General features: G+C 72.2%; 22 protein-coding genes. All 22 read left to right on the top strand.

The window, feature by feature from the left end:
• Window positions 1–2 precede the first annotated feature (2 nt).
• The 22 genes from hisS (at window position 3) to G6553_RS02640 (ending at window position 23,760) form a co-directional block, all read left to right on the top strand.
• Complete coding sequence (gene hisS, locus G6553_RS02745; protein ID WP_166188958.1) at window positions 3–1,373, top strand: histidine--tRNA ligase; 1,371 nt, start codon at window positions 3–5, stop codon at window positions 1,371–1,373.
• Complete coding sequence (aspS, locus tag G6553_RS02740) at window positions 1,370–3,169, top strand: aspartate--tRNA ligase (RefSeq protein WP_166188956.1); 1,800 nt, start codon at window positions 1,370–1,372, stop codon at window positions 3,167–3,169. The genes hisS and aspS overlap by 4 nt, the downstream gene beginning before the upstream one ends.
• A gap of 215 nt (window positions 3,170–3,384) precedes the next feature.
• Window positions 3,385–4,398: an ABC transporter permease gene (locus G6553_RS02735; protein ID WP_166188954.1), complete on the top strand. Its 1,014-nt coding sequence runs from the start codon at window positions 3,385–3,387 to the stop codon at window positions 4,396–4,398.
• 122 nt (window positions 4,399–4,520) lie between these two features.
• On the top strand, window positions 4,521–6,254 hold the full coding sequence (locus tag G6553_RS02730; protein ID WP_347565454.1) for an ABC transporter substrate-binding protein: 1,734 nt from the start codon (window positions 4,521–4,523) through the stop codon (window positions 6,252–6,254).
• A 191-nt stretch (window positions 6,255–6,445) separates the two neighbouring features.
• A complete protein-coding gene (locus tag G6553_RS02725) occupies window positions 6,446–7,462 on the top strand; it encodes an ABC transporter permease (protein ID WP_166188951.1) in 1,017 nt (338 codons plus the stop codon).
• A gap of 15 nt (window positions 7,463–7,477) precedes the next feature.
• Window positions 7,478–8,497, top strand: a complete 1,020-nt coding sequence (locus G6553_RS02720; RefSeq protein WP_166188950.1) for an ABC transporter ATP-binding protein — start codon at window positions 7,478–7,480, stop codon at window positions 8,495–8,497.
• Window positions 8,494–9,693 carry a dipeptide ABC transporter ATP-binding protein gene (locus G6553_RS02715; RefSeq protein ID WP_166188948.1) on the top strand — a complete coding sequence of 400 codons (1,200 nt, stop codon included), beginning with the start codon at window positions 8,494–8,496 and terminating at the stop codon, window positions 9,691–9,693. The genes G6553_RS02720 and G6553_RS02715 overlap by 4 nt, the downstream gene beginning before the upstream one ends.
• A 10-nt stretch (window positions 9,694–9,703) precedes the next feature.
• The gene (locus G6553_RS02710; RefSeq protein WP_347565453.1) at window positions 9,704–11,092 is read left to right on the top strand and encodes a replication-associated recombination protein A; all 1,389 of its coding nucleotides are present in this window, start codon (window positions 9,704–9,706) and stop codon (window positions 11,090–11,092) included.
• An 11-nt stretch (window positions 11,093–11,103) separates the two neighbouring features.
• The gene (locus G6553_RS02705; protein WP_166188946.1) at window positions 11,104–11,622 is read left to right on the top strand and encodes a hypothetical protein; all 519 of its coding nucleotides are present in this window, start codon (window positions 11,104–11,106) and stop codon (window positions 11,620–11,622) included.
• Window positions 11,619–11,924, top strand: coding sequence for a DUF6167 family protein (locus tag G6553_RS20615; RefSeq protein WP_207619270.1), 306 nt, complete (start codon window positions 11,619–11,621; stop codon window positions 11,922–11,924). Before G6553_RS02705 ends, G6553_RS20615 begins: the two co-directional genes overlap by 4 nt.
• Complete coding sequence (gene alaS / locus G6553_RS02695) at window positions 11,924–14,605, top strand: alanine--tRNA ligase (RefSeq protein WP_166188945.1); 2,682 nt, start codon at window positions 11,924–11,926, stop codon at window positions 14,603–14,605. Before G6553_RS20615 ends, alaS begins: the two co-directional genes overlap by 1 nt.
• Complete coding sequence (gene ruvX, locus G6553_RS02690) at window positions 14,602–15,093, top strand: Holliday junction resolvase RuvX (protein WP_166188943.1); 492 nt, start codon at window positions 14,602–14,604, stop codon at window positions 15,091–15,093. Before alaS ends, ruvX begins: the two co-directional genes overlap by 4 nt.
• Entirely contained in the window at window positions 15,090–16,259 is a 1,170-nt protein-coding gene (gene mltG / locus G6553_RS02685; RefSeq protein ID WP_166188941.1) for an endolytic transglycosylase MltG, read from the top strand. The genes ruvX and mltG overlap by 4 nt, the downstream gene beginning before the upstream one ends.
• Window positions 16,259–17,113, top strand: coding sequence for a shikimate dehydrogenase (locus G6553_RS02680; RefSeq protein WP_166188939.1), 855 nt, complete (start codon window positions 16,259–16,261; stop codon window positions 17,111–17,113). The genes mltG and G6553_RS02680 overlap by 1 nt, the downstream gene beginning before the upstream one ends.
• The gene (locus G6553_RS21990; protein ID WP_166188938.1) at window positions 17,110–17,877 is read left to right on the top strand and encodes an A24 family peptidase; all 768 of its coding nucleotides are present in this window, start codon (window positions 17,110–17,112) and stop codon (window positions 17,875–17,877) included. The genes G6553_RS02680 and G6553_RS21990 overlap by 4 nt, the downstream gene beginning before the upstream one ends.
• A 40-nt stretch (window positions 17,878–17,917) precedes the next feature.
• On the top strand, window positions 17,918–19,096 hold the full coding sequence (gene aroC / locus G6553_RS02670) for a chorismate synthase (RefSeq protein ID WP_166188936.1): 1,179 nt from the start codon (window positions 17,918–17,920) through the stop codon (window positions 19,094–19,096).
• A 41-nt stretch (window positions 19,097–19,137) separates the two neighbouring features.
• The gene (locus G6553_RS02665; protein WP_166189075.1) at window positions 19,138–19,611 is read left to right on the top strand and encodes a shikimate kinase; all 474 of its coding nucleotides are present in this window, start codon (window positions 19,138–19,140) and stop codon (window positions 19,609–19,611) included.
• Window positions 19,608–20,747, top strand: coding sequence for a 3-dehydroquinate synthase (gene aroB / locus G6553_RS02660; RefSeq protein ID WP_166188934.1), 1,140 nt, complete (start codon window positions 19,608–19,610; stop codon window positions 20,745–20,747). The genes G6553_RS02665 and aroB overlap by 4 nt, the downstream gene beginning before the upstream one ends.
• The gene (locus G6553_RS02655; protein ID WP_166188932.1) at window positions 20,744–21,172 is read left to right on the top strand and encodes a type II 3-dehydroquinate dehydratase; all 429 of its coding nucleotides are present in this window, start codon (window positions 20,744–20,746) and stop codon (window positions 21,170–21,172) included. The genes aroB and G6553_RS02655 overlap by 4 nt, the downstream gene beginning before the upstream one ends.
• A 178-nt stretch (window positions 21,173–21,350) precedes the next feature.
• Entirely contained in the window at window positions 21,351–21,914 is a 564-nt protein-coding gene (gene efp, locus G6553_RS02650) for an elongation factor P (RefSeq protein ID WP_166188930.1), read from the top strand.
• Complete coding sequence (gene nusB, locus G6553_RS02645; protein WP_166188928.1) at window positions 21,914–22,333, top strand: transcription antitermination factor NusB; 420 nt, start codon at window positions 21,914–21,916, stop codon at window positions 22,331–22,333. Before efp ends, nusB begins: the two co-directional genes overlap by 1 nt.
• A 38-nt stretch (window positions 22,334–22,371) precedes the next feature.
• Complete coding sequence (locus G6553_RS02640) at window positions 22,372–23,760, top strand: NAD(P)/FAD-dependent oxidoreductase (RefSeq protein WP_166188927.1); 1,389 nt, start codon at window positions 22,372–22,374, stop codon at window positions 23,758–23,760.
• The last annotated feature ends 1 nt before the right edge of the window (window position 23,761 follow it).

The raw sequence follows: 23,761 nt of genomic DNA, 5'->3' as shown, positions 1-23,761 counted from the left end.
CCATGGCCAAGCCGACCCCGCTCAGCGGGTTCCCCGAGCTGCTCCCCGAGCAGCGCTTCGTCGAGCAGCAGGTCGTGGACACCCTGCGCGAGGTCTTCGAGCTGCACGGCTTCGCCGGCATCGAGACCCGCGCGGTCGAGCCGATGGACCAGCTGCTGCGCAAGGGCGACACCTCCAAGGAGGTCTACGTCCTGCGCCGGCTGCAGGAGACCGACGCCGGCACCGACGCCGGCCTGGGCCTGCACTTCGACCTCACCGTGCCGTTCGCGCGCTTCGTGCTGGAGAACGCCGGCAAGCTGGAGTTCCCCTTCCGCCGCTACCAGGTGCAGAAGGCCTGGCGCGGCGAGCGGCCCCAGGACGGCCGCTACCGCGAGTTCACCCAGGCCGACATCGACATCGTCGGCAAGGACGAGCTGCCGTTCCACCACGACGTCGAGGTCACCCGCGTCATGGTCGAGGCGCTGTCCCGGCTCGCCGACCCCGATGTGCTGGGCCTGCCGCCGTTTCGGCTCCAAGTCAACAACCGCAAGCTCATCCAGGGCTTCTACACCGGCGTCGGCGCGCCCGACCCGGCCGAGGTCATGCGGCTGGTCGACAAGCTCGACAAGCTCCCGGCCGAGACGGTCAAGGGCATGCTCGTCGACGAGGCCGGCCTCACCGCCGAGCAGGCCGACCGGTGCCTGGAGCTGGCGACCATCCGCAGCGCGGACGACTCCTTCGTCGAGCGGGTGCGCGCCCTCGGCGTCGAGGACCCGCTGCTCGAGGAGGGCCTGGCCGAGCTCGCCGCTCTCGTCCGCGGCTGCGCCGCCTTGACCAGCGACAAGGTCTCCATCGAGGCCGACCTGTCGATCGCGCGCGGGCTGGACTACTACACGGGCACGGTCTTCGAGACCCGCCTGGAGGGCAGCGAGTCGCTGGGCTCGATCTGCTCCGGCGGCCGCTACGACGCGCTCGCGAGCGACGGGCGCACGACGTACCCCGGCGTCGGCATCAGCCTCGGCGTGAGCCGCGTGCTGGTCCCGCTGCTCAACCGCGGCGCGCTCGTCGCCGACCGCAAGGTCCCCTCGGTCGTGCTCGTGGCGCTGACCAGCGAGGAGACCCGCGGGGAGTCGGACGCGATCGCGACCGCCCTCCGCGCCAACGGCGTGCCGTGCGAGGTCGCCGCGAACGCGCAGAAGTTCGGCAAGCAGATCAGGTACGCCGAGCGCCGGGGCATCCCGTACGTCTGGTTCACCGGCGACGCGCCGGGCGAGCACCAGGTCAAGGACATCCGCACCGGGGAGCAGGTGGCCGCGGACCCGGCCACCTGGACGCCCCCCACCGACGACCTCCGACCGAAGGTCGTGTCGAGCACAGATCAGGAGCAGCAGTGATCCGCACCCATGACGCCGGCGCCATCCGCGCCGAGCACGTCGGCCAGACCGTCACCCTCGCCGGGTGGGTGGCCAACCGTCGCGATCACGGTGGCGTGGCCTTCATCGACCTGCGCGAGGCCAGCGGCGTGGTCCAGGTCGTCATCCGCGACGAGGAGGTCGCCCACCAGCTGCGTGCGGAGTTCTGCCTCAAGGTCACCGGCGAGGTGACGGCGCGCAAGGAGGGCAACGAGAACCCCAACCTGGCCACCGGTGCGATCGAGGTCGTCGCCACCGAGGTCGAGGTGCTCAGCACCGCCGCGCCGCTGCCCTTCCCGATCAGCGACGCTCAGTCGTCGAGTGGGGAGGTCGGCGAGGAGGTCCGTCTCAAGTATCGCTACCTCGACCTGCGCCGCTCCGGCCCCGCCGCCGCGATCCGCCTGCGCAGCAAGGTCAACAAGGCCGCGCGCGACGTGCTCGACCGCCACGACTTCGTGGAGGTCGAGACCCCGACGCTGACCCGCAGCACGCCCGAGGGCGCGCGCGACTTCCTCGTGCCTGCGCGCCTGCACCCGGGCAGCTGGTACGCCCTGCCGCAGAGCCCCCAGCTGTTCAAGCAGCTGCTGATGGTCGGCGGCATGGAGCGCTACTACCAGATCGCGCGCTGCTACCGCGACGAGGACTTCCGCGCCGACCGGCAGCCGGAGTTCACCCAGCTCGACATCGAGATGTCCTTCGTCGAGCAGGAGGACGTCATCGCGCTGATGGAGGACGTCCTGGCCGCGATGTGGGCGCTCATCGACGTCGAGATCCCGCGCCCGATCCCGCGGATGACCTACGCCGAGGCGATGGCCAAGTACGGCTCGGACAAGCCGGACCTGCGGATGGGCAACGAGCTCGTCGAGTGCACCGAGTACTTCAAGGACACGCCGTTCCGCGTCTTCCAGGCGGAGTACGTCGGCGCCGTCGTCATGCCGGGCGGCGCGAGCCAGCCGCGCAAGCAGCTCGACGCGTGGCAGGAGTGGGCCAAGCAGCGCGGCGCGCGCGGGCTGGCGTACGTGCTCGTCCAGGAGGACGGCACCCTCGGCGGCCCGGTCGCCAAGAACATCACCGACGAGGAGAAGGCCGGCCTGGCCGCCCACGTCGGCGCCGAGCCGGGCGACTGCATCTTCTTCGCCGCCGGCGCGACCAAGTCCAGCCGCGCGCTGCTCGGCGCCGCGCGCCTGGAGATCGGTCGCCGCTGCGGCCTCATCGACGAGTCGGCGTTCGCCTTCACCTGGGTCGTCGACGCACCGCTCTTCGAGCCGGCCAGCGAGGCCGTCGCGAGCGGCGACGTCGCGGTCGGCGGGGGAGCGTGGACCGCGGTCCACCACGCCTTCACCAGCCCCAAGCCCGAGTTCCTCGACACCCTCGAGGAGAGCCCCGGCGAGGCGCTCGCCTACGCCTACGACATCGTCTGCAACGGCAGCGAGCTCGGCGGCGGGTCGATCCGCATCCACCGCGAGGACGTCCAGAAGCGCGTCTTCTCGGTCATGGGCATCGGCGAGGAGGAGGCTCAGGAGAAGTTCGGCTTCCTCCTCGACGCCTTCAAGTACGGCGCGCCCCCGCACGGCGGCATCGCCGTCGGCATGGACCGCATCTGCGCGATCCTCGCGGGCGCCGACTCCATCCGCGACGTCATCGCCTTCCCGAAGTCCGGCGGCGGGTTCGACCCGCTGACGGCCGCTCCCGCACCGATCACCCCTGCCCAGCGCAAGGAGGCCGGCGTCGACGCGACCCCTGCGAAGGACGGCGAGAGCGGGCCGGAGCAGGCCTGATCAGGCCTGAGCGACCCGGGGACGACCGTCCCCGGGGGCTGTGACGCACCCAGCGAACTGGTTGGCCAGATCGTTATACGCCGGTGACCGATTCCTCCTGGACGGTCGCTTAGAGTCGCTCCGGCGCCGGGGCGATCCCCCGGGCGGCGTGGGGTCCAGTACCCCTGTCCGGCACGACCAGCCGATCGACCACCCAACGACGTACAAGGCGGGACATGACTGCACCGCTCAGCCCGGAGAGCGCGCTCGAGAGCCACTTCGTGGACGAGGAACAGCCCGACGGCGGCGACTCCGGCCCCATCGTCAGCAAGTCCCCGGGGCAGCTGGCGCGGGCCCGCTTCCTCAAGGACAAGCTCTCGATGGTCGCCCTGGTCATCGTGGTCCTCTACGTCCTCGCGGCCATCTCGGCGCCGCTCCTGGTCAAGGTCGGCTTCCTCGACCCGTACAGCTCCAACCAGGACCTGCTCAACGAGTTCCAGCTGCCCATCGGCGCCTGGGGCGGCATCTCCGGCGACCACTGGCTCGGCGTGGAGCCGGGCATCGGCCGCGACGTCCTGTCCCGGGTCTGGTACGGCATCAGCTTCTCGCTGGCGATCTCCTTGACCGCCACGGTCATCGCCGTCCTCATCGGCGTGACCCTGGGCATCGTCTCGGGCGCCTCCGGCGGATGGGTCGACGCGATCATCGGTCGCGCGATCGACCTGACCCTGGCCTTCCCGCAGACGCTGATGCTCCTGGCCCTCTCCACGGTGGCCATCGCGTTCATCACCGAGGTGCTGGGCGTCCCGGCCGGCCCGCCGGCGCAGTCGCTGTACGTCGTGGTCGTGCTCGGTCTCTTCGGCTGGACCGGCGTGGCGCGCATCGTCCGCGGCCAGGTGCTCTCGCTGCGCGAGCGCGAGTTCGTCGCGGCCTCGCAGATGATGGGCGCCTCGAAGTTCCGCCTGTACTTCAAGGAGATCCTGCCGAACCTGTGGGCGCCGATCCTGGTGACCTTCACGCTGATCATGCCGGCGTTCGTCTCGGCCGAGGCGGCCCTCGCGTTCCTGAACGTGAGCATCCGGCCGCCTACGCCGACGCTCGGCAACGTGCTGTCCGACTCGCTGAAGTTCGCGGAGAACGACCCGGTCTACTTCTTCGTGCCGGCGATCCTCATCGCCGCGATCGTCGTGAGCTTCAACCTGCTCGGCGACGGCCTGCGCGACGCGCTCGACCCGAAGGGCCACCGGTGACCCCTCTCGGGGCGCCACGGAATTTTCCTAGGTTTTCGGCGGCACGTCGTCGTCGAAGCTCCCGCCGCTCCTGCGCGGCGCACTGAAGGAGGAAGTGAATGGGTATGAAGCTGAGGAGGACGGTGGCATCGACCGCCGCCTCGGTCCTGGGGCTGACGCTCCTGGCCGCCTGCGGGGGTGGCAGCGACGACGACTCCGGGAACAACGGCTCGGGCAACGCCGCCGTCGCCGGTGAGAAGGGCGGCACCCTCAAGGTGCTGCAGCACTTCCCGTACGAGGCCGCTGACCCGCAGCGCATCTACTACGGCGTCCAGCTCGCCTGGTACCGCCGTCTGATCTACCGCGGCCTGCTCGCGTTCCCCATGTCGGAGGACGGCGAGGTCGCGACGACCCCCGTGCCCGACCTGGCGACCGACACCGGCACCTCGTCCGAGGGCGGCAAGGTCTGGGAGTTCACCCTCAAGGACGGCGTCAAGTGGGAGGACGGCAGCGACATCACGTGTGAGGACGTGCAGTACGGCACCTCGCGCGTGTTCGCCAACGACCTCATCACCGGCGGCCCGAACTACACGCTGAGCTACATCGACGTGGAGGACTACCCGGGCCCCTACAAGGCGACCCCGGAGCAGCAGGCCGCCTACGAGGAGGCCGTGAGCTGTGACGGTCAGACCATCACCTTCCGCTTCAACAAGCCGTGGGCGGACTTCCCGCAGGCCGTCGCGGGCATGATGATGACCGACCCGTACAAGGAGGAGTTCGACGAGGGCGCCAAGAGCCAGTGGAAGGTCCTCTCCAACGGTCCTTACAAGGTCGAGGGCGGCGAGTGGAGCAAGAACCAGGGCGCCACGCTGGTCCGCAACGAGAACTACGACCCGGCCACGGACGACCCGGAGGCCCTGCGCCTCGCGCTGCCGGACCAGATCGACTACCAGATCGACCCGTCCGACACCGCCGGTGAGCTCTTCAACGACCGGCTCATCCAGGACGCCGCCGACGTGAAGAACGCGATCACCACGGCCCGCGTCGCGCCGACCCAGTTCCCGCAGATCACCGGCCCGGTCGAGGACCGCTACCTCAACGTCCTCTCGCCGTACACCCAGTACCTGTCGCCGAACTTCAACAGCGAGGTCATGCAGGACGTCAACGTCCGTCGCGCGCTCGCCATGTCGCTGAACCTCAACGGCTACGTCAAGGCGCTCGGTGGCGAGGTCGCCGCGGCTCCCGCCGAGACGATCGTCGCGCCGGACGTCGCCGGTTCGACCGAGAACCCGGCCTTCGCCGAGGACAACAACAACGACGGCGACCCCGACGGCGCTCGCGCGCTGCTCGAGGAGGCCGGCGTCCAGACCCCGGTCGAGATCAGCCTCGCCTACCCGACGTCGCCGACCGCCGACAAGGCGATGGCGGTCGTCCAGGAGGGCTGGAACGCTGCCGGCTTCGACGTCACGCTCGAGCCGCAGGGTGACACCTACTACGACGTCATCTCGCGTCCCGACGACGAGTTCGACGTCACCTGGGGCGGCTGGGGTGCCGACTGGCCGTCGGCCATGACCGTGATCCCGCCGCTGTTCGACAGCCGCCCGAACTTCTCGCCCACCACGTGTGGCCAGAACTACGGCTGCTACCAGAGCGACGAGTTCGAGGCGCTGGTCGACGAGGCCGCGAACGCCTCCGACGTCGACGCGCAGGTCGAGAGCCTGGTCGAGGCGGACGCGAAGCTGGGCGAGGACGTCGCCTACATCCCGCTGGACGTCAGCAAGTTCAACTGGCTGTACGGCTCGCAGGTCACCGGCTTCACGACGACCGCCGCGTCGTCGTCCTACCCGGAGATCGGCCTCATCGGCGTCCAGCAGTGACCCCGGTCGCTGACTGAACCTGCACGACCGATACACCGGCGGTGCCGGGTGCGCGTCCGACGCGCACCCGGCACCGCACCCGGTCCGGGCCCGTCCCGGACCAGGCTCGACCCACCCTGCGTCGAGCCACGCAGACATGCACCCCCACCGGGGTGCCTCCCGACGACCTCGATTGAGGTGAGACCCGACCGATGTGGGCATACATCGTCCGCCGGTTGTTCATCGGTGTCGCGCTGCTGCTGGCGCTCACCCTGGTGACCTTCGTCCTCTTCTTCGCCTCGCCCGTCGACCCGGCGCGCTACGCCTGCGGCAAGAACTGCAGCGAGGACCAGCGCGACCAGGCTCGCGCCGCCCTGGGCTACGACAAGCCGGTCTACGAGCAGTGGGGGCTGTTCATGAAGGGCATCGTCGCCGGCCGTGACTTCCCCGCCGACGAGGAGCTGCGCGCAGCGGCACCCGAGGTGGTCACGCACTGCGCCGCGCCGTGCCTGGGCTACTCCCACCTGAACTCCTCGACCGTCAACGACCTGGTCGTGGACGCGGCCCCGGTCTCGATCTCGCTGGCGCTGGTGGCGCTGGTGATGTGGCTGGTCGGTGGCGTGCTGTTCGGCATCCTGGCGGCGGTCTTCAAGGGCTCCTTCATCGACCGCGGCATCGTCGGCCTCACCCTCGTCGCCTACGCCTTCCCGACCTTCTTCATCGCGGTCTTCTTCCTCAAGTACCTCGCGGTGAAGTGGGAGCTGTGGCCGTACCCGACGTACATCTCCCTCGAGGACGGCGGCCTGGCGTCCTGGCTGGGCAACCTGATCATCCCGTCGTTCACCCTCGCCCTGGTCTTCATGGCCGGCTACGTGCGGATGACCCGTGCGTTCATGCTGGAGTCGATGACCGAGGACTACATCCGCACCGCGAAGTCCAAGGGCCTCAAGCAGCGCACCGTGCTGTTCAAGCACGGCCTGCGCGCGGCGCTGACCCCACTGGTGACGATGACCGGTCTCGACTTCGCGACGCTGCTCGGCGGGGCGATCATCACCGAGTCGGTCTTCGCCTACCCGGGACTGGGACTGCTGACCGTGCAGGCGAGCGAGGCGTGGGACCTCCCGACCGTCATCGGCGTCGTGGTGCTGGCCGGTGCGTTCGTCATCTTGATGAACATCATCGTGGACATCTCCTACGCCTTCATCGATCCCCGAGTACGGCTCGGGTAGGAAGAGACTCAGACGGTGGACAACTTCCTCAGCGTGCGAGACCTCCGCGTGCACTTCCCGACGCCGGACGGCGTCGTCAAGGCGACCGACGGTCTCTCGTACGACCTGGCCAAGGGCAAGACCCTCGGCATCGTGGGCGAGTCCGGCTCGGGCAAGTCGGTCTCGAGCTCAGCCATCCTCGGTCTGCACCGGGGGACCAGCGCCCAGGTCAGCGGGCAGATCCTGCTCGAGGGCACGGACCTGCTCACGATCACCGACGAGGAGATGCGGCTGCGGCGGGGCAGGGAGGTCGCGATGATCTTCCAGGACCCGCTGTCGGCCATGCACCCCTACTACACGGTCGGCAACCAGATCGGCGAGGCCTACCGGGTCCACCACGACGTGAGCAAGAAGGCCGCCCGCGCCCGGGTGATCGAGATGCTCGAGCTCGTGGGGATCCCGCAGCCGGACCGGCGGGTCGACGACTACCCGCACCAGTTCTCCGGCGGCATGCGCCAGCGCGCGATGATCGCGATGGCGCTCATCAACGACCCGGGCCTGGTCATCGCCGACGAGCCGACGACCGCGCTCGACGTGACGGTGCAGGCGCAGATCCTCGACCTGCTGCAGAAGCTGCAGCGGGAGTTCAACACCGGCATCATCATCATCACCCACGACCTCGGGGTCGTCGCGGAGATGGCGGACGACGTCCTGGTGATGTACGCCGGCAAGGCCGTGGAGTACGGCCCGACCAAGGAGCTGCTCACCCACCCGGAGATGCCCTACACCTGGGGCCTGCTCTCCAGCGTCCCGGACCTCACCGCGGACGTCGAGGAGAAGCTCGTCCCGATCCCGGGCACCCCGCCGAGCCTGCTGAGCCCGCCCAGCGGCTGTGCCTTCCATCCCCGCTGCCGCTACAAGGACCAGGTCGCAGGCGACCTGTGCGTCACGCAGCAGCCGGATCTCACCCCCGGCACGCGCGGTCCGGGGCACCTCAAGCGGTGCCACCTGACCGACCCGACCGTCCCGAACGAGGAGGAGGTGGCCCGGTCATGACCATGACCGATGCGGCCCCCACAGGCCCTTCGACCGCCACGGACGGGAGCGCGCCCCTGCTCGACGTCCGTGACCTGCAGATGTACTTCCCCGTGAAGTCGTCCGGGCTGATCCGACGCACCGTTGGTCACGTCCAGGCGGTCGACGGCATCAGCTTCCAGATCGAGTCCGGCGGGTCGCTGGGCCTGGTGGGGGAGTCCGGTTGTGGCAAGTCCACGACCGGCCGCCTGGTGACGCGGCTCTACAAGCCGACCGCCGGGAGCATCCACTTCGAGGGTCGCGACATCGCGGACCTCGGCGCCCGCCAGCTCAAGCCGCTGCGCCGGGAGATCCAGATGATCTTCCAGGACCCCTACGGCTCGCTGAACCCGCGGCACACCGTCGGCAGCATCATCGGCGCGCCGCTGGAGATCCACGACGTGGTGCCCAAGAAGCAGGTGCTGAGCCGGGTCCAGGAGCTGCTGGAGATCGTCGGCCTCAACCCCGAGCACTACAACCGCTACCCGCACGAGTTCTCCGGCGGCCAGCGCCAGCGCATCGGCATCGCCCGCGCGCTGACGCTCCAGCCGAAGCTGCTCGTCGCCGACGAGCCGGTCTCGGCACTGGACGTCTCGATCCAGGCGCAGGTCATCAACCTGCTCCAGGACATCCAGCGCGAGTTCAACATCGGCTTCCTCTTCGTGGCCCACGACCTCGCGGTGGTCCGGCACTTCTGCCCGGAGATCGCGGTCATGTACCTGGGCAAGATCGTCGAGATCGGCGAGCGGGACGCGATCTACCAGCACGCCAACCACCCCTACACCCAGGCGCTGCTCTCCGCGGCGCCGGACGTGAAGCAGGCCGCGATCGGCGGCCGGCGCGAGCGGATCCAGCTGCAGGGTGACGTGCCGAGCCCGATCAACCCGCCGTCGGGCTGCCGGTTCCGGACCCGCTGCCCCTTCGCGCAGGACATCTGCGCCGCGGTGGAGCCGCCGCTGATGCAGATCGGTCGCCGGCACAAGGTCGCGTGCCACTTCGCCGGCGAGATCGGGCACCACCCGGCCGAGCCGGTGACCGCCCCGCTGCTCGGCGTCGACCGGCACGGCGACCCCGTCCCCGGGGCCGACCGGAACACCGACATCGGCACCGACTCGGGCTACAGCGACACCTGGTACGACTTCCCGGGCCGCCGGATCGTCCGGGACGAGAGCGCCTGAGCCCGACCTCGTGGAAGGCTTGTTCGACGCGGAGGAGCCGCGGCCGGTGACCGGCCGCGGCTCCCTCTCGTCGGCGGCCCACGCGTCCAGCCCGCTCGCGGTGCGGATGCGACCGCGGACCCTGGACGAGCTGGTCGGCCAGGAGCAGCTGCGAGCGCCCGGCGCGCCGCTGCGGCAGCTGATCGAGAACGAGCAGTCGATGTCGCTGCTGCTCTGGGGACCGCCTGGCACCGGCAAGACCACGATCGCCTCGATCGTCAGCCAGCAGACCGACCGCCGGTTCGTGGAGGTCTCAGCCGTCTCCGCAGGGGTCAAGGAGGTGCGGGCGGCGATCGACACCGCTCGGGCCGAGCTGGTCGCGACCGGCCGGGAGACCGTGCTGTTCGTCGACGAGGTGCACCGGTTCAGCAAGGCCCAGCAGGACGCCCTGCTGCCGGGGGTCGAGAACCGCTGGGTGACGCTCGTGGCGGCCACCACGGAGAACCCGTTCTTCAGCGTGATCTCGCCGCTGCTCTCCCGCAGCCTGCTGCTGCGGCTGGAGTCGCTCACCGACCAGCACGTCCGCGACGTGCTCGACCAGGCGCTGGTCGACGAGCGCGGGCTCGCCGGCCGGTTCACGGTCGAGGAGGAGGCGCTCGAGCACCTCGTCCGGTTGGCGGGCGGCGACGCGCGCCGCTCACTGACGTACCTCGAGGCCGCCACCGGCGCGGCCGCGGCCCGCGGCTCGGAGGTCGTGACGCTGGAGATGGCCGAGACGGCCGTCGACCAGGCCGCGGTCCGCTACGACCGGCAGGGTGACCAGCACTACGACGTCACCAGCGCCTTCATCAAGAGCGTGCGCGGCTCCGACGCGGACGCCGCGCTGCACTACCTCGCGCGGATGATGGAGGCGGGGGAGGACCCGCGCTTCATCGCCCGCCGGTTGATGATCCTGGCCAGCGAGGACATCGGCCTCGCCGACCCGACCGCGCTGCCGACCGCGGTCGCGGCCGCCCAGACGGTGCAGCTGATCGGCATGCCGGAGGCGCAGCTGACCCTGGCACACGCGACGATCGCGCTCGCGGTCGCGCCCAAGTCCAACGCGGTCACGACCGCCATCGGCGCGGCGATGGCCGACGTGCGTGCCGGCAAGATCGGACCGGTGCCGGCGCACCTGCGCGACGCCCACTACTCCGGCGCCAAGAAGCTGGGGCACGGGTCGACGTACCAGTACAGCCACGACCAGCCCTTCGGCATCGCCGAGCAGCAGTACGCACCCGACGTCGTCCTCGACCGGGAGTACTACCAGCCGACCTCGCTCGGCGCCGAGGCGGCGGTCAAGGAGCGCTGGCAGCGGGTACGCCGCCTGGTGCGCGGAGCGGGTGGTCCGGACGCGAAGGGCACCCGGTCCGGACGGTAGGGTCGGGCACCATGGTCGAGGAGTGGAGCCTGCCGGGCTGGGCGGTGGTCGCGGCAGCCGCGGCGCTGCTGGTCCTCCTCGTGCTGCTGCTCGTCGTCGGGGTCGCCGGCGCACGTGCGCGGGCGCGCGCGAGGGCCGACCTGGCCGCCGCCCGTGCCGAGGCCACGGCGCTGCACGAGCGGCTGGACGCGCTCGAGCGCCGGGTCGCCGCCCCGGTGCCTGCGACCCGCGCCGAGGAGTTCGTCATCACCCGCGCCGGCGAGCCGGAGCCGACACCGGTCGAGCCGGTCGGTGCGGTGCCGGCTCCGCTCTTCGCCGACCTGGTGCTGCGCGAGTCCGTCGTGCAGGCGGCGTCGCTGGCCGCCGGTGTGCGCCGGGCGCTCTCTCCCGAGGTGCGCAACCGGATCCGGTTCGAGGTCAAGCGGGAGGTCCGCCGCTCGCGCAAGCAGCGCCGTGCCGACCTGCGCGCCGCCCGCAGGGACTGGGAGGCGCGTCGGCGCGGCGCCCTCGACGAGGGCAGCGCAGCATGAGCCGCGGCCTCTGGTTCGTCGCCGGGGCCGGAGCGGGGGTCTACGCCATGGTGCGGGGCCGCCGCGCCGCCGAGGCGCTGACCGCCGACGGGCTCCGGGACCGGTGGAACGGCCTGGCGCTCGGCGCCCGGCTGCTCCGCGACGAGGTCGCCCAGGGCAAGGCGGACGCCGAGGTCGACCTCCGGTCCCGGCTGGGCCTCACGCCGGCCGGGACGCCGGAGCTCGTCGCCCCGGCGGGTCCGACCGCCCTACCAGCCGAACACACCGATACCGAAGCACCGAACGAGGAAGGCACCACCTGATGGAGACCGCGGAGATCCGACGGCGGTTCGTGGCCCACTTCGAGGCCAACGCGCACACGGTCGTGCCGTCGGCGTCGCTGCTGCTGGACGACCCGAACCTGCTGTTCGTCAACGCCGGCATGGTGCCGTTCAAGCCGTACTTCCTCGGGCAGGAGTCCGCGCCGTACGACCGGGCGGTGAGCGTGCAGAAGTGCGTGCGCACCCTCGACATCGAGGAGGTCGGCAAGACCACGCGGCACGGCACGTTCTTCCAGATGTGCGGCAACTTCTCCTTCGGCGACTACTTCAAGGAGGGGGCGATCCGCTTCGCCTGGAGCCTGATCACCGGCTCGGTGGAGGAGGGTGGCCTCGGCTTCGACCCGGAGAAGATCTGGGTGACGGTGCTGCCGTCCGACGACGAGGCGCGCGACCTGTGGCGGTCGATCGCCGGGCTGCCCGACGAGCGGATCCAGGAGCGCGGGCTCAAGGACAACTACTGGTCCATGGGCGTGCCCGGGCCGGGTGGCCCGTGCTCGGAGATCTACGTCGACCGCGGGCCGGAGTTCGGTCCCGATGGCGGTCCGAACGCCGACGAGGACCGGTTCCTGGAGATCTGGAACCTCGTCTTCATGCAGGAGTCGCTCAGCGCCGTGCGCGCCAAGGACGACTTCGACGTCGAGGGGCCGCTGCCGGCGAAGAACATCGACACCGGCCTGGGCCTCGAGCGGGTGGCGTACCTGCTGCAGGGCAAGCAGAACCTCTACGAGATCGACGAGGTCTTCCCCGTCATCGAGCGCGCCAGCGAGCTGACCGGCAAGACCTACGGCGCGAACGACGACGACGACGTGCGGTTCCGCGTCGTGGCCGACCACGTCCGCAGCGCCCTCATGCTCATCGGCGACGGCGTGACCCCCGGCAACGAGGCCCGCGGCTACGTGCTGCGCCGGCTGGTGCGCCGCGCGGTCCGCTCGATGCGGCTGCTCGGCTACGAGGACCGCGCGCTGCCCGAGCTGCTGCCGGTGAGCATGAGCCGGATGAAGGCGTCCTACCCCGAGCTCGAGGCGGACTTCGAGCGGATCAGCCGGGTGGCGTACGCCGAGGAGGACGCGTTCCGCAAGACGCTCCAGGCCGGCACCCAGATCTTCGACCAGGCCGCCCAGCAGGTGAAGGCCTCCGGGTCGACCCGGCTGGCCGGCGACCAGGCGTTCGCGCTGCACGACACCTACGGCTTCCCGATCGACCTGACCCTGGAGATGGCCTCCGAGGCCGGGCTGAGCGTCGACGAGGAGGGATTCCGCGCGCTCATGACCGAGCAGCGCGAGCGGGCCAAGGCCGACGCGCGCGCCAAGAAGGGCCAGCACGCCGACACCGGCGTCTACCGCGGCATCCTCGACGCCCACGGCCCGACCGAGTGGCTCGCCTACGAGACCCTCGAGACCGAGTCCCGCCCGCTGGCGCTGCTCTCCGGCGGTGCGCCGGCCCGGTCCCTGGCGGCCGGCGAGGTCGGCGAGCTCGTGCTCGACCGCACCCCGTTCTACGCCGAGTCCGGTGGCCAGGCGGCGGACGCCGGCCTCATCGATTTCGACGGCGGCCGGCTCGAGGTGCTCGACGTGCAGCGGCCGGTCCGCGGCCTGGTCGTGCACCAGGTGCGCGTGGTCGACGGTGAGCTCGACGCCTCCTCGACGGCGCAGCTGCACGCCCGCGTCGACCCCGAGTGGCGCACCGGCGCGCGGCAGGCGCACTCGGGCACCCACGTGGTGCACGCGGCGCTGCGCGAGGTGCTCGGCCCCACCGCGCTGCAGTCGGGCTCCTACAACCGGCCGGGCTACCTCCGCCTCGACTTCGGGTGGACCACCGGCCTCAGCCCGCAGCAGGTCCGTGACATCGAGCAGGTGTCCAACCACGCGCTCCGCGCCGACCTGCCGGTCTCCTGGCAGTACATGACGCTCCCCGAGGCCAAGGACTGGGGCGCGATCGCTCTGTTCGGCGAGACGTATGACGACTCCAAGGTGCGCGTGGTCGAGATCGGCGGCCCGTGGTCGCGCGAGCTCTGCGGCGGCACGCACGTGGACCACTCCTCCCAGATCGGCACGATCGTCGTCACCGGCGAGTCGTCGGTCGGCTCGGGCAACCGCCGGATCGAGGCGTTCACCGGCGTCGAGGGCTTCGCCTACCTCGCCCGCGAGCGTGACGTCGTCAGCCAGCTCACCGGTCTGCTCAAGACCCAGCCCGACGACCTCGTCGGCCGGGTCTCCGAGCTCGTCGAGCGCCTGCGCGCGGTCGAGAAGGAGGCCGAGAAGGCCCGCGTCGCCCAGCTGCTCGCCGCCGGTGGCCAGCTCGCGGCCGGCGCCGAGGTCGTGGGCGGCGTCCACGTCGTCGCCCACCGCGCCGACGGCGCGGCCGGCGGGGACGTGCGCACGCTGGCGATGGACGTCCGCAGCCGGCTGCCGCAGGGCGAGCCCGGCGTGGTCGTGGTCATCGGCGTGGCCGACGGCAAGGTCGCGGTCGTCGCGGCCGTCACCGACGCGGCCCGCGAGCGTGGGCTGTCGGCCAACGCGCTGGTCCGCGCGGTCGGCCCGCTCGTCGGCGGCAAGGGCGGCGGCAAGGACGACGTCGCCCAGGGCGGCGGCACCGACACGACCCGGGTCGACGAGGCGCTCGCGCTGGTGACCGCCGAGGTCGCGCGGACGGCGGGCGCTTGAGGCACGGCGTACGGCTCGGGATCGACCCGGGGGATGCCCGGATCGGCGTGGCGCGCAGCGACCCGACCGGGTTCCTCGCCACGCCCGTCGAGACCGTGCGCCGCGGCAAGGGCGACCTCGCCCGGATCGCCCGGATCCTGCGCGAGATCCGTGAGGAGTCCGAGGTCGCCGAGGTCGTCGTCGGGTTGCCCCGCAGCCTGTCCGGCGGCGAGGGGCCGGCGGCGGTCAAGACCCGGGAGTTCGCCGCGCGGCTGGCCGAGCGGGTCGCGCCGACACCGGTGCGGCTGGTCGACGAGCGGCTGACCACGGTCTCGGCGGAGGCTATGCTCCGCGACCGGGGCCGGTCCGGCAGCAAGCGCCGGGCGGTCGTCGACCAGGCCGCCGCGGTCCTGATCCTGCAGCACGCGCTCGACACCGAGCGCACGACGGGGACCGCCCCCGGCGAGATCGTCCGGGCAGTGCCCGAGGAGCCCGAGGAGACCCAGTGAGCGACCCGAGCCACCCCAGCGACACGCTGCTGCCGGGGGACGGCGCCGCGCCCGTCGGCGGTCGTCGCCGACGCAAGCGCCGCGGCCTGCCCGGTTGCCTGGCCGTCCTCGTCGCGCTGGCGATCGTGGCCGGCGGCCTCTACTTCGCGGTGACGCGGGGGATCGCGTGGGTCGAGGACCAGTTCGCCGATCCCGACGACTTCGCCGGCCCCGGCACGGGCGAGGTGGCGTTCGAGGTGGTCGAGGGCGACTCGAGCGCCGCGATCTGCCGTGGCCTGAAGGCCGAGGGCGTCGTCGCCTCGGTGCAGGCCTGCATCGACGCCGCCGCCGCGAACCCGGACGCGCCGGGCATCCAGGTCGGCTTCTACCCGCTCAAGAAGGAGATGGCCGCCGAGGACGCGATCGACGTGCTCGTCGACCCCGCCAACATCATCACCAACGCCGTGACGATCCCCGAGGGCCTCAACACCGACCAGGTGGTCGAGATCCTCGCGGAGAGCACCGACTTCCGCGCGGGCGCCTTCGAGAAGGTCCTCGGCCAGCCCGACAAGATCGGCCTGCCGGAGTACGCCGGCGGCAACCCCGAGGGCTACCTGTTCCCCTCGACGTACTCCTTCGGGCCGAACGCCAAGCCGCTCGACATGGTCCAGGCGATGGTGACCCGCTGGCGCCAGGCGGCCGACGAGGCCGGCCTGGAGGACGCCGCGGCCGAGCTCGGCTACACCCCGCACGAGCTGATGACCGTGGCCAGCCTGGTCGAGGCCGAGGGCCGCGGTGACGACATGCCGAAGGTCGCGCGGGTGATCTACAACCGCATCGAGAACCCCGACAACGGCCAGACCAACGGCCTGCTGCAGATCGACGCCGCGGTCAACTACGCGCTCGGCAAGGAGCCGATCGCCGTGCTCAGCCAGGACCAGATCGACTCGGTGGCGGACTCGCCGTACAACACCTACACCCAGCCGGGGCTCCCGCCGGGCCCGATCGAGGCACCGGGCGACGCGGCGATCCAGGCGGCGGCGAACCCCGCCGAGGGCTCGTGGCTCTACTACGTGACGGTCGACCTCTCGACGGGCGAGACCAAGTTCACCGACAGCTACGACGAGTTCCTCTCGTTCAAGAGGGAGCTGCAGGACTACTGCGCCAACGAGTCCGACCGCTGCTGATGCGCTGCGCCGTCCTCGGCGACCCGATCGCCCACTCGCTGTCGCCGGTGCTGCACCGGGCGGCGTACGCCGAGCTCGGCCTGGACTGGACCTACGACGCCGTCCGCGTGCCGGCCGGCGGCCTGCCCGACTTCCTCGCCGGCCTGGACGACTCGTGGCGCGGCCTGTCGCTGACGATGCCGCTCAAGCGCGAGCTGATGGGGCTGGCCGACGACGTCTCCGACCGTGCCGCGCTCGTCGGCGCCGCCAACACGCTGGTGCTCGACGGGGGAGCCCGGCACGCGGACAACACGGACCTGCCGGGCGCGGTCGCGGCGGTCCGGGAGCGCCACGACGGGCCGGTCCGTGCCGGCGCCGTGCTCGGCGGGGGTGCGACCGCGGCGTCGACCGGGCTGGCCCTGTGCGAGCTCGGGGCGGAGCGGGTCACCCTGCACGTGCGCTCGGAGGCGCGCGGCGCGGAGGCCGCCGAGGCCGTACGCCGCCATCCCTCCGCGCCCGAGGTCGTGCTCGCGTCCCTGGCGGACCCGCCGCGGGCCGACGTCGTCGTCTCGACGATCCCGGCCGCGGCGCAGACCGAGGCGCTGGTGGCCGGCTGCCGCGACGTGCCGGTGCTCTTCGAGGTCGTCTACGACCCGTGGCCGACCCCGCTGGCCGCGTCCGTGGTCGAGGAGGCGCACGGCGGGCGGGTGCTCGTCGGCGGGCTCGACCTGCTCGTCCACCAGGCGGCGCTCCAGGTCGAGCTGTTCACCGGCCGGCTGCCGTCGGTCGCCGTCATGCGGGCCGCAGGGGAGGCGGCGCTGCACGGGGGCGCGACGCACGGGAGCGGGAGCGCGAGCGGGGGAGAGGCTCGGTGAACGACCAGGTGGTCGCCGCCGTGGCGCTCGCGCTGGTCTGCGGCGGACTGGGGCTGGTGGTGCCGGCGCTCATCGCGTGGATCCCCGAGCCGGAGCCGACCACCACCGACGACACGGTCGCCGAGCAGGACGCCCCGGTCGTCGCCGGCGCGGAGGAGACGGAGGGGGCGGAGGAACCCAAGGAGCCCTACGCCGACATCGCCCGCCTGCCGGGGCTGGTGTGGAAGGCGGCGCTCGCCTCCGCCGCGGCGGGGGCGCTGGTCGGCTGGTCGGTCGGCGCCGACTGGGACCTGCTGCCGCTGGCGCCCCTGGTGCCGGTCTCGGTCGCCCTCGCGGTGGTCGACTGGCGCACCCGCCTGCTGCCGACGAAGGTGATCGCGCCGACGTACCTCCTCACGATCGCCCTGACGCTGGTCACCTGGGTGGTCACGCGGGACACCGACGACCTGGTCCGCGCGTTCTGGGGCTGGCTGCTCGCGGGGGGCATCTTCTTCGTCCTGTGGTTCGTGCACCCGCGCGGCCTGGGCTACGGCGACGTGCGGCTCGCCGGCCTCCTCGGCATCGCGCTCGGGCACCTGGGCTGGGGCGAGCTGCTCGTCGGGGTGTACGGCGGGTTCCTGCTCGGCGGCGTCGGTGGCGGGCTGCTGTCGCTGCTGCGGGTCGTGGAGCGCAAGGCGTTCCCGTTCGGGCCGTTCATGCTGGTGGCCGCGCTGCTCGGCGTGTGGATCGGCGAGCCGGTGCTCGACGGTCTCGTCACCGGGTGAGCGTCCGGTCGCGTCGGGGGCTCGTGGGAGACTGACGCCCATGCTTCGTTGGCTCACCGCGGGCGAGTCCCACGGCCCCTCCCTGGTCGCGATCCTCGAGGGTCTGCCCGCCCACGTGCGGGTGACCTCGGCCGACATCCAGGACTCCCTGGCCCGTCGCCGGCTCGGCTACGGCCGCGGCGCCCGGATGAAGTTCGAGCAGGACGAGGTCACGCTCGTCGGCGGCGTGCGCCACGGCGAGTCCCAGGGTGGGCCGGTCGCGATCCAGGTCGGCAACACCGAGTGGCCCAAGTGGGAGAAGGTCATGGCGGCCGACCCGGTCGACCCCGACGAGCTCGCGTCGATGGCCCGCAACGCGCCGCTGACCCGCCCCCGCCCGGGCCACGCCGACCTCGCCGGCATGCAGAAGTACGACTTCGAGGACGCCCGCCCGATCCTCGAGCGCGCCTCGGCCCGCGAGACCGCGGCGCGCGTCGCCCTCGGCCGGGTGGCCAGCAACTTCCTCGAGCAGGCCGTCGGCGCCCGCATCGTCTCCCACGTCATCGAGCTCGGCGGGGTCCGTGCCCCCGACGGGCTCTGGCCGCAGGCCGACGACGTCGCCCGCCTGGACGAGGACCCGGTGCGTTGCCTCGACGCCGACACCTCCCGGCGGATGGTCGAGCGGATCGACCAGGCGCACAAGGACGGCGACACCCTGGGCGGCGTGGTCGAGGTCGTCGTCCACGGCCTCCCGCCGGGCCTCGGCTCGCACGTGCACTGGGACCGCCGCCTCGACTCGCGCCTGGCCGGCGCGCTCATGGGCATCCAGGCGATCAAGGGCGTCGAGGTCGGCGACGGCTTCGAGCTGGCCGCCACGCCGGGCTCGCTCGCGCACGACGAGATCGTCCCGACCGACGAGGGCATCCGCCGCGTCTCGGGCCGCTCCGGCGGCACCGAGGGCGGCATGACCACGGGCGAGGTGCTGCGGGTGCGCGCCGCGATGAAGCCGATCGCGACCGTCCCGCGCGCCCTGCGCACCGTCGACGTCGCGACCGGCGAGGAGTCGGTCGCGCACCACCAGCGCTCCGACGTCTGCGCGGTCCCGGCCGCCGGCATCGTCGCCGAGGCGATGGTCGCGCTCGTGCTCGCGGACGCGGTGACGGAGAAGTTCGGCGGCGACTCGGTGGCGGAGACGCGGCGCAACGCGGAGTCCTACCTCGCCGCCCTGCGCTACCGGTGAGCGCCGCGACGCACGGCCCGCGCGCGGTGCTCGTCGGCCCGATGGGCGCCGGCAAGACGACTGTCGCCCGGCTGCTCGCCGACGCGTGGGGCGTGGCCGCCCGCGACACGGACCAGGACGTCGAGGCGGCCGAGGGCCGCTCGGTCTCCGACATCTTCGTCGACTCCGGCGAGGCGCACTTCCGGCGGCTCGAGGCGGCCGCGGTCGCCACCGCGCTGGCCGAGCACGACGGCGTGCTCGCGCTCGGCGGGGGAGCGGTCCTCGACCCCGCGACCCGCGAGCAGCTCGCCGGCCACCCCGTGGTGTTCCTGCGCGTGGGCCTGGCCGACGCGGTCAAGCGGGTCGGCCTCGGCACGTCGCGCCCGCTGCTGGTCGGTGGCGTACGGTCGCGGGTCAAGGCGCTGCTCGACGAGCGGGCGCCGGTGTACGAGTCGGTGGCCACCCTGGTCGTCGACACCGACGGGCGCACCCCCCAGCAGGTCGCCGACGAGATCCTGGAGGCCCTTCCCCGATGACTGACCCCACCCCCACCGCGGGCACCGCCGAGACCACGCTGCACGTCGGCGGCGCCTCGCCGTACGACGTCGTGGTCGGCACCGACCTGGCCCGCCACCTGCCGGCCATGGTCGGCGACGCCGCGGAGCGGGTCGCGCTGGTCGTTGACACGCGGCTGCAGCCCTACGCCGACGACCTCGTCGACACCCTCGGCGAGCGCGAGGTCCTGGTCTTCGCGGTGCCCGAGGGCGAGGAGGCGAAGTCGGTCGACGTCGCGGCCGAGATCTGGAACGCGCTGGGCCAGGAGGGCTTCACGCGCTCCGACGTCGTCGTCACCCTCGGCGGCGGCGCGACCACCGACCTCGGTGGGTTCATCGCCGCCACCTGGCTGCGCGGCGTACGCGTCGTGCACGTGCCCACCACGCTGCTCGCCATGGTCGACGCCGCCGTGGGCGGCAAGACCGCGGTCAACACCGAGGCCGGCAAGAACCTCGTCGGCGCCTTCCACGAGCCGGCCGGCGTGCTGTGCGACCTGTCCTACCTGCGCACCCTCGCCGGCGAGGAGCTCGTCTCCGGCCTGGCCGAGGTCATCAAGTGCGGCTTCATCGCCGACCCGGAGATCCTCCGGCTCGCCGAGTCCCTCGAGCCCGGCACGCTCGGGGTCGACGACCCGGTGCTCCGCGAGCTCGTCGAGCGCGCGATCCGCGTGAAGATCGACGTCGTGGTCGCCGACCTGCGCGAGACCGGCGGCCGCGACGGCCACCCGGGTCGCGAGGTCCTCAACTACGGCCACACCCTCGGGCACGCGATCGAGGCGATCAGCGGCTACTCCATCCGCCACGGCGAGGCTGTCTCGCTCGGCTGCGTGTACGTCGCCGAGCTCGCGCGGCTCGAGGGCCGGATCGGCCCCGACCTGGTGCAGCGGCACCGTGACCTGTTCGGCCGCTTCGGCCTCCCCACGGGGATGTCCGGCCCGTCCTTCGACGACGTGCTCGAGCTGATGCGCGTGGACAAGAAGGCGCGCGGCTCCCAGCTGCGGTTCGTCGTGCTGGACGACGTCGCGCGGCCGGCGGTCCTGGCCGGGCCGTCCGAGGCGAACCTGCGCGCGGCGTACGACGCCCTCGAGCTCGGGGAAGAGGCACCGGAGCAGCCGTGAGGGTCCTCGTCCTCAACGGGCCGAACCTGGGCCGGCTGGGCCGGCGCCAGCCGGAGATCTACGGCACCACGACCCATGCCGAGCTCGTCGACCTCTGCGTCGCGTGGGGCGCGGAGCTCGGGCTCGAGGTCGAGGTGCGCCAGACCAACCACGAGGGCGTGATGGTCGACTGGCTCAACCAGGCCGCCGACGACCGGATCCCGGTGGTGCTCAACGCCGCCGCGTGGACGCACTACTCCTACGCCGTGCTCGACGCGTGCGCCCAGCTCGAGGCGCCGCTGGTCGAGGTGCACCTCTCCGACCCGAGCAAGCGGCCCGAGGAGTTCCGCCACCACTCGGTCGTCACGGCGTACGCCGTCGAGGTCGTCGCGGGCCACGGGGTCGACGGCTACCGGATGGCCCTCGAGGTGCTCGCGCGCGGCTGAACCCCTGCGGCCTCGTGCTGCCCACCGTGCGTCCTGGCGCCCGCTGGGCAGCACGAGGCCCGTATTCGGGGGAAGGAGCGCCGCGCCGGTAGACTCGTGCGCCGTGCCCGGAGGCGCCGGTGAGGCGGCCACGAGCACCTCCGCCCACCGGACGACGACGAAGGCTGACAACGCGCGCATGGCAACGACGAACGACCTCAAGAACGGCATGGTCCTCAACATCGACGGGCAGCTCTGGTCCGTGGTGGAGTTCCAGCACGTCAAGCCGGGCAAGGGCCCCGCCTTCGTGCGGACCAAGCTCCGCAACGTCGAGTCGGGCAAGAACGTCGACAAGACCTTCAACGCCGGCACCAAGGTCGAGACCGCCACGGTCGACCGTCGCACCATGCAGTACCTCTACAACGACGGCACGTCGTTCGTCTTCATGGACGTCCAGTCCTACGACCAGCTCGAGGTCGCGCCGGAGATCGTCGGCGACGCGCAGAACTTCCTGCTCGAGAACCAGGAGGTCATCGTCGCGACGAACGAGGGCCGCGTGCTCTTCATCGAGATGCCCGCCTCCGTCGAGCTCGTCATCACCTTCACCGAGCCCGGCCTCGCCGGCGACTCCGCCACCGGCCGCACCAAGCCGGCGACGCTGGAGACCGGCCACGAGATCCAGGTGCCGCTCTTCATCAACCAGGGCGAGAAGGTCAAGGTCGACACCCGCGACTCCTCCTACCTGGGACGCGTCAAGTCCTGATGTCGGCTCGTTCCACGGCGCGGTCCAAGGCGCGCAAGCGCGCGCTCGACGTCCTCTACGCCTCCGACATGCGGGGCGAGTCGCCGGTCGAGGCGCTCGACCGGGCGATCGCCGAGGGCGAGGCCCCGACCAACCCCTACACCGCCACGCTCGTGCGCGGCGTGGTCGAGCAGCAGGCGCGCATCGACGCCCTGCTGCGGGAGTACGCCGAGGGCTGGACCCTCGAGCGGATGCCCGCGGTGGACCGCAACGTGCTGCGCCTGGGCCTGTGGGAGCTGCTCTACGCCGAGGACGTCCCGGACTCGGTCGCGATCAGCGAGGCGATGGCGCTCGTGCGCGACCTGTCGACCGACGAGTCGCCGCAGTTCGTCAACGGCGTGCTGGGCAACCTCTCGCGGAACAAGGCGACGCTGGGCTGAAGCACCCCGGCGCTTGACGGCCGCGCCATGCTGGCGCGATGAGCAACGAGCAGCAGGCGCGCGAGGTGGACCTCGTCGTCGTCGGCCTCGGGCCGGGCGGCGAGGCCCTCGCCAGCGGCGCGGCGCAGGCCGGCCTGTCGGTGGTCGCGGTCGACAAGCACCTCGTCGGCGGTGAGTGCCCCTACTACGGGTGCATCCCGTCGAAGATGATGCTCCGCGCCGCCGGCACCCTCGCCGAGGCCCGTCGCGCAGGGACGCTGGCCGGTGACGTCGAGGTGACCCCGTCGTGGGCGCCGGTCGCGCGCCGCATCCGCGAGAAGGCCACCGACGACTGGGACGACACGGTCGCGGTCCGCCGCCTCGAGGACGCCGGCGCGACGGTGCACCACGGCACCGCCCGCCTCACCGGGGTACGCCGCGTAGCGGTCGAGCTCCGCGACGGCTCGACCCGGACCTACGCGGCCCGGCGCGGCGTGGTCCTCAACCCCGGCACGCGTCCCGCGGCGCCGCCGGTGCCGGGCCTGGAGGGCACGCCGTTCTGGAGCAACCGCGAGGCGCTGCGGGCGACCGAGGTGCCGGCCTCGCTGGTGGTGCTCGGCGGCGGGCCGATCGGCTGCGAGCTGGCCCAGGTCTTCGCGCGGTTCGGCAGCCGGGTCACCGTGCTCCAGCACAACGAGCGGCTGCTGCCCCACGACGAGCCCGAGGCTTCGGCCGCCCTCGAGCGGGTGCTCGCCGAGGAGGGTGTGCGGGTGGTCACCGGCGCGGAGCCGAGCCTGGTCGAGTGGGCCGACGGCGGCTTCACGGTCGTCGTGGGGGAGGAGCGGGTCACGGGCGGCCGGCTGCTCGTCGCCACCGGCCGCACCCCGAACCTCGACGGGCTCGGTCTCGACACCGTCGGGCTGGACCCGTCCGCGCGGAGCGTCGAGGTCGACGAGCGGCTGCGGGCGGCCGAGGGTCTCTGGGTCCTCGGCGACGTGACCGGGCACGGCGCCTACACGCACGTGTCGATGTACCAGTCCGCGATCGCGCTGCGCGACGTGCTCGACCAGGACGGGCCGCCGGCGGCGTACGCAGCGGTGCCGCACGTCACCTTCACCGACCCCGAGGTCGCCGGCGTCGGCATGAGCGAGCAGCAGGCACGCGACGCCGGCCTCTCGGTGCGCACCGGCTCCACCGACCTGGCGTCGTCCTCGCGCGGGTTCGTGCACGGTCCGGGCGCGGCCGGCCTGGTCAAGCTCGTCGAGGACGCCGGTCGCGGCGTGCTCGTCGGCGCGACGGTGGTCGGCCCGGCCGGTGGGGAGGTGCTGCACGCCCTCGCTCTCGCCGTGCACGCGGCCGTCCCGGTCGAGCAGCTGCGGACGATGATCTGGGCCTACCCGACGTTCTCCCGCGCGATCGAGTCCGCCCTGGCCGACCTGGGTAACTGAC

The organism is Nocardioides sp. IC4_145, from assembly GCF_011250565.1.
Lineage (GTDB): Bacteria > Actinomycetota > Actinomycetes > Propionibacteriales > Nocardioidaceae > Nocardioides.
Note: the sequence above shows the minus strand (reverse complement) of the source record. Positions and strands in the feature narration are given on the sequence as shown.

Excerpts from the sequence above, each read along its gene's own strand:
- hisS (WP_166188958.1), top strand. The coding sequence starts at position 3 with ATGGCCAAGCCGACCCCGCTCAGCGGGTTCCCCGAGCTGCTCCCCGAG.
- G6553_RS02735 (WP_166188954.1), top strand. The coding sequence starts at position 3,385 with ATGACTGCACCGCTCAGCCCGGAGAGCGCGCTCGAGAGCCACTTCGTG.
- G6553_RS02725 (WP_166188951.1), top strand. The coding sequence starts at position 6,446 with ATGTGGGCATACATCGTCCGCCGGTTGTTCATCGGTGTCGCGCTGCTG.
- G6553_RS02715 (WP_166188948.1), top strand. The coding sequence starts at position 8,494 with ATGACCATGACCGATGCGGCCCCCACAGGCCCTTCGACCGCCACGGAC.
- G6553_RS02705 (WP_166188946.1), top strand. The coding sequence starts at position 11,104 with ATGGTCGAGGAGTGGAGCCTGCCGGGCTGGGCGGTGGTCGCGGCAGCC.
- G6553_RS20615 (WP_207619270.1), top strand. The coding sequence starts at position 11,619 with ATGAGCCGCGGCCTCTGGTTCGTCGCCGGGGCCGGAGCGGGGGTCTAC.
- alaS (WP_166188945.1), top strand. The coding sequence starts at position 11,924 with ATGGAGACCGCGGAGATCCGACGGCGGTTCGTGGCCCACTTCGAGGCC.
- G6553_RS02680 (WP_166188939.1), top strand. The coding sequence starts at position 16,259 with ATGCGCTGCGCCGTCCTCGGCGACCCGATCGCCCACTCGCTGTCGCCG.
- aroC (WP_166188936.1), top strand. The coding sequence starts at position 17,918 with ATGCTTCGTTGGCTCACCGCGGGCGAGTCCCACGGCCCCTCCCTGGTC.
- G6553_RS02665 (WP_166189075.1), top strand. The coding sequence starts at position 19,138 with ATGGGCGCCGGCAAGACGACTGTCGCCCGGCTGCTCGCCGACGCGTGG.
- aroB (WP_166188934.1), top strand. The coding sequence starts at position 19,608 with ATGACTGACCCCACCCCCACCGCGGGCACCGCCGAGACCACGCTGCAC.
- efp (WP_166188930.1), top strand. The coding sequence starts at position 21,351 with ATGGCAACGACGAACGACCTCAAGAACGGCATGGTCCTCAACATCGAC.
- nusB (WP_166188928.1), top strand. The coding sequence starts at position 21,914 with ATGTCGGCTCGTTCCACGGCGCGGTCCAAGGCGCGCAAGCGCGCGCTC.
- G6553_RS02640 (WP_166188927.1), top strand. The coding sequence starts at position 22,372 with ATGAGCAACGAGCAGCAGGCGCGCGAGGTGGACCTCGTCGTCGTCGGC.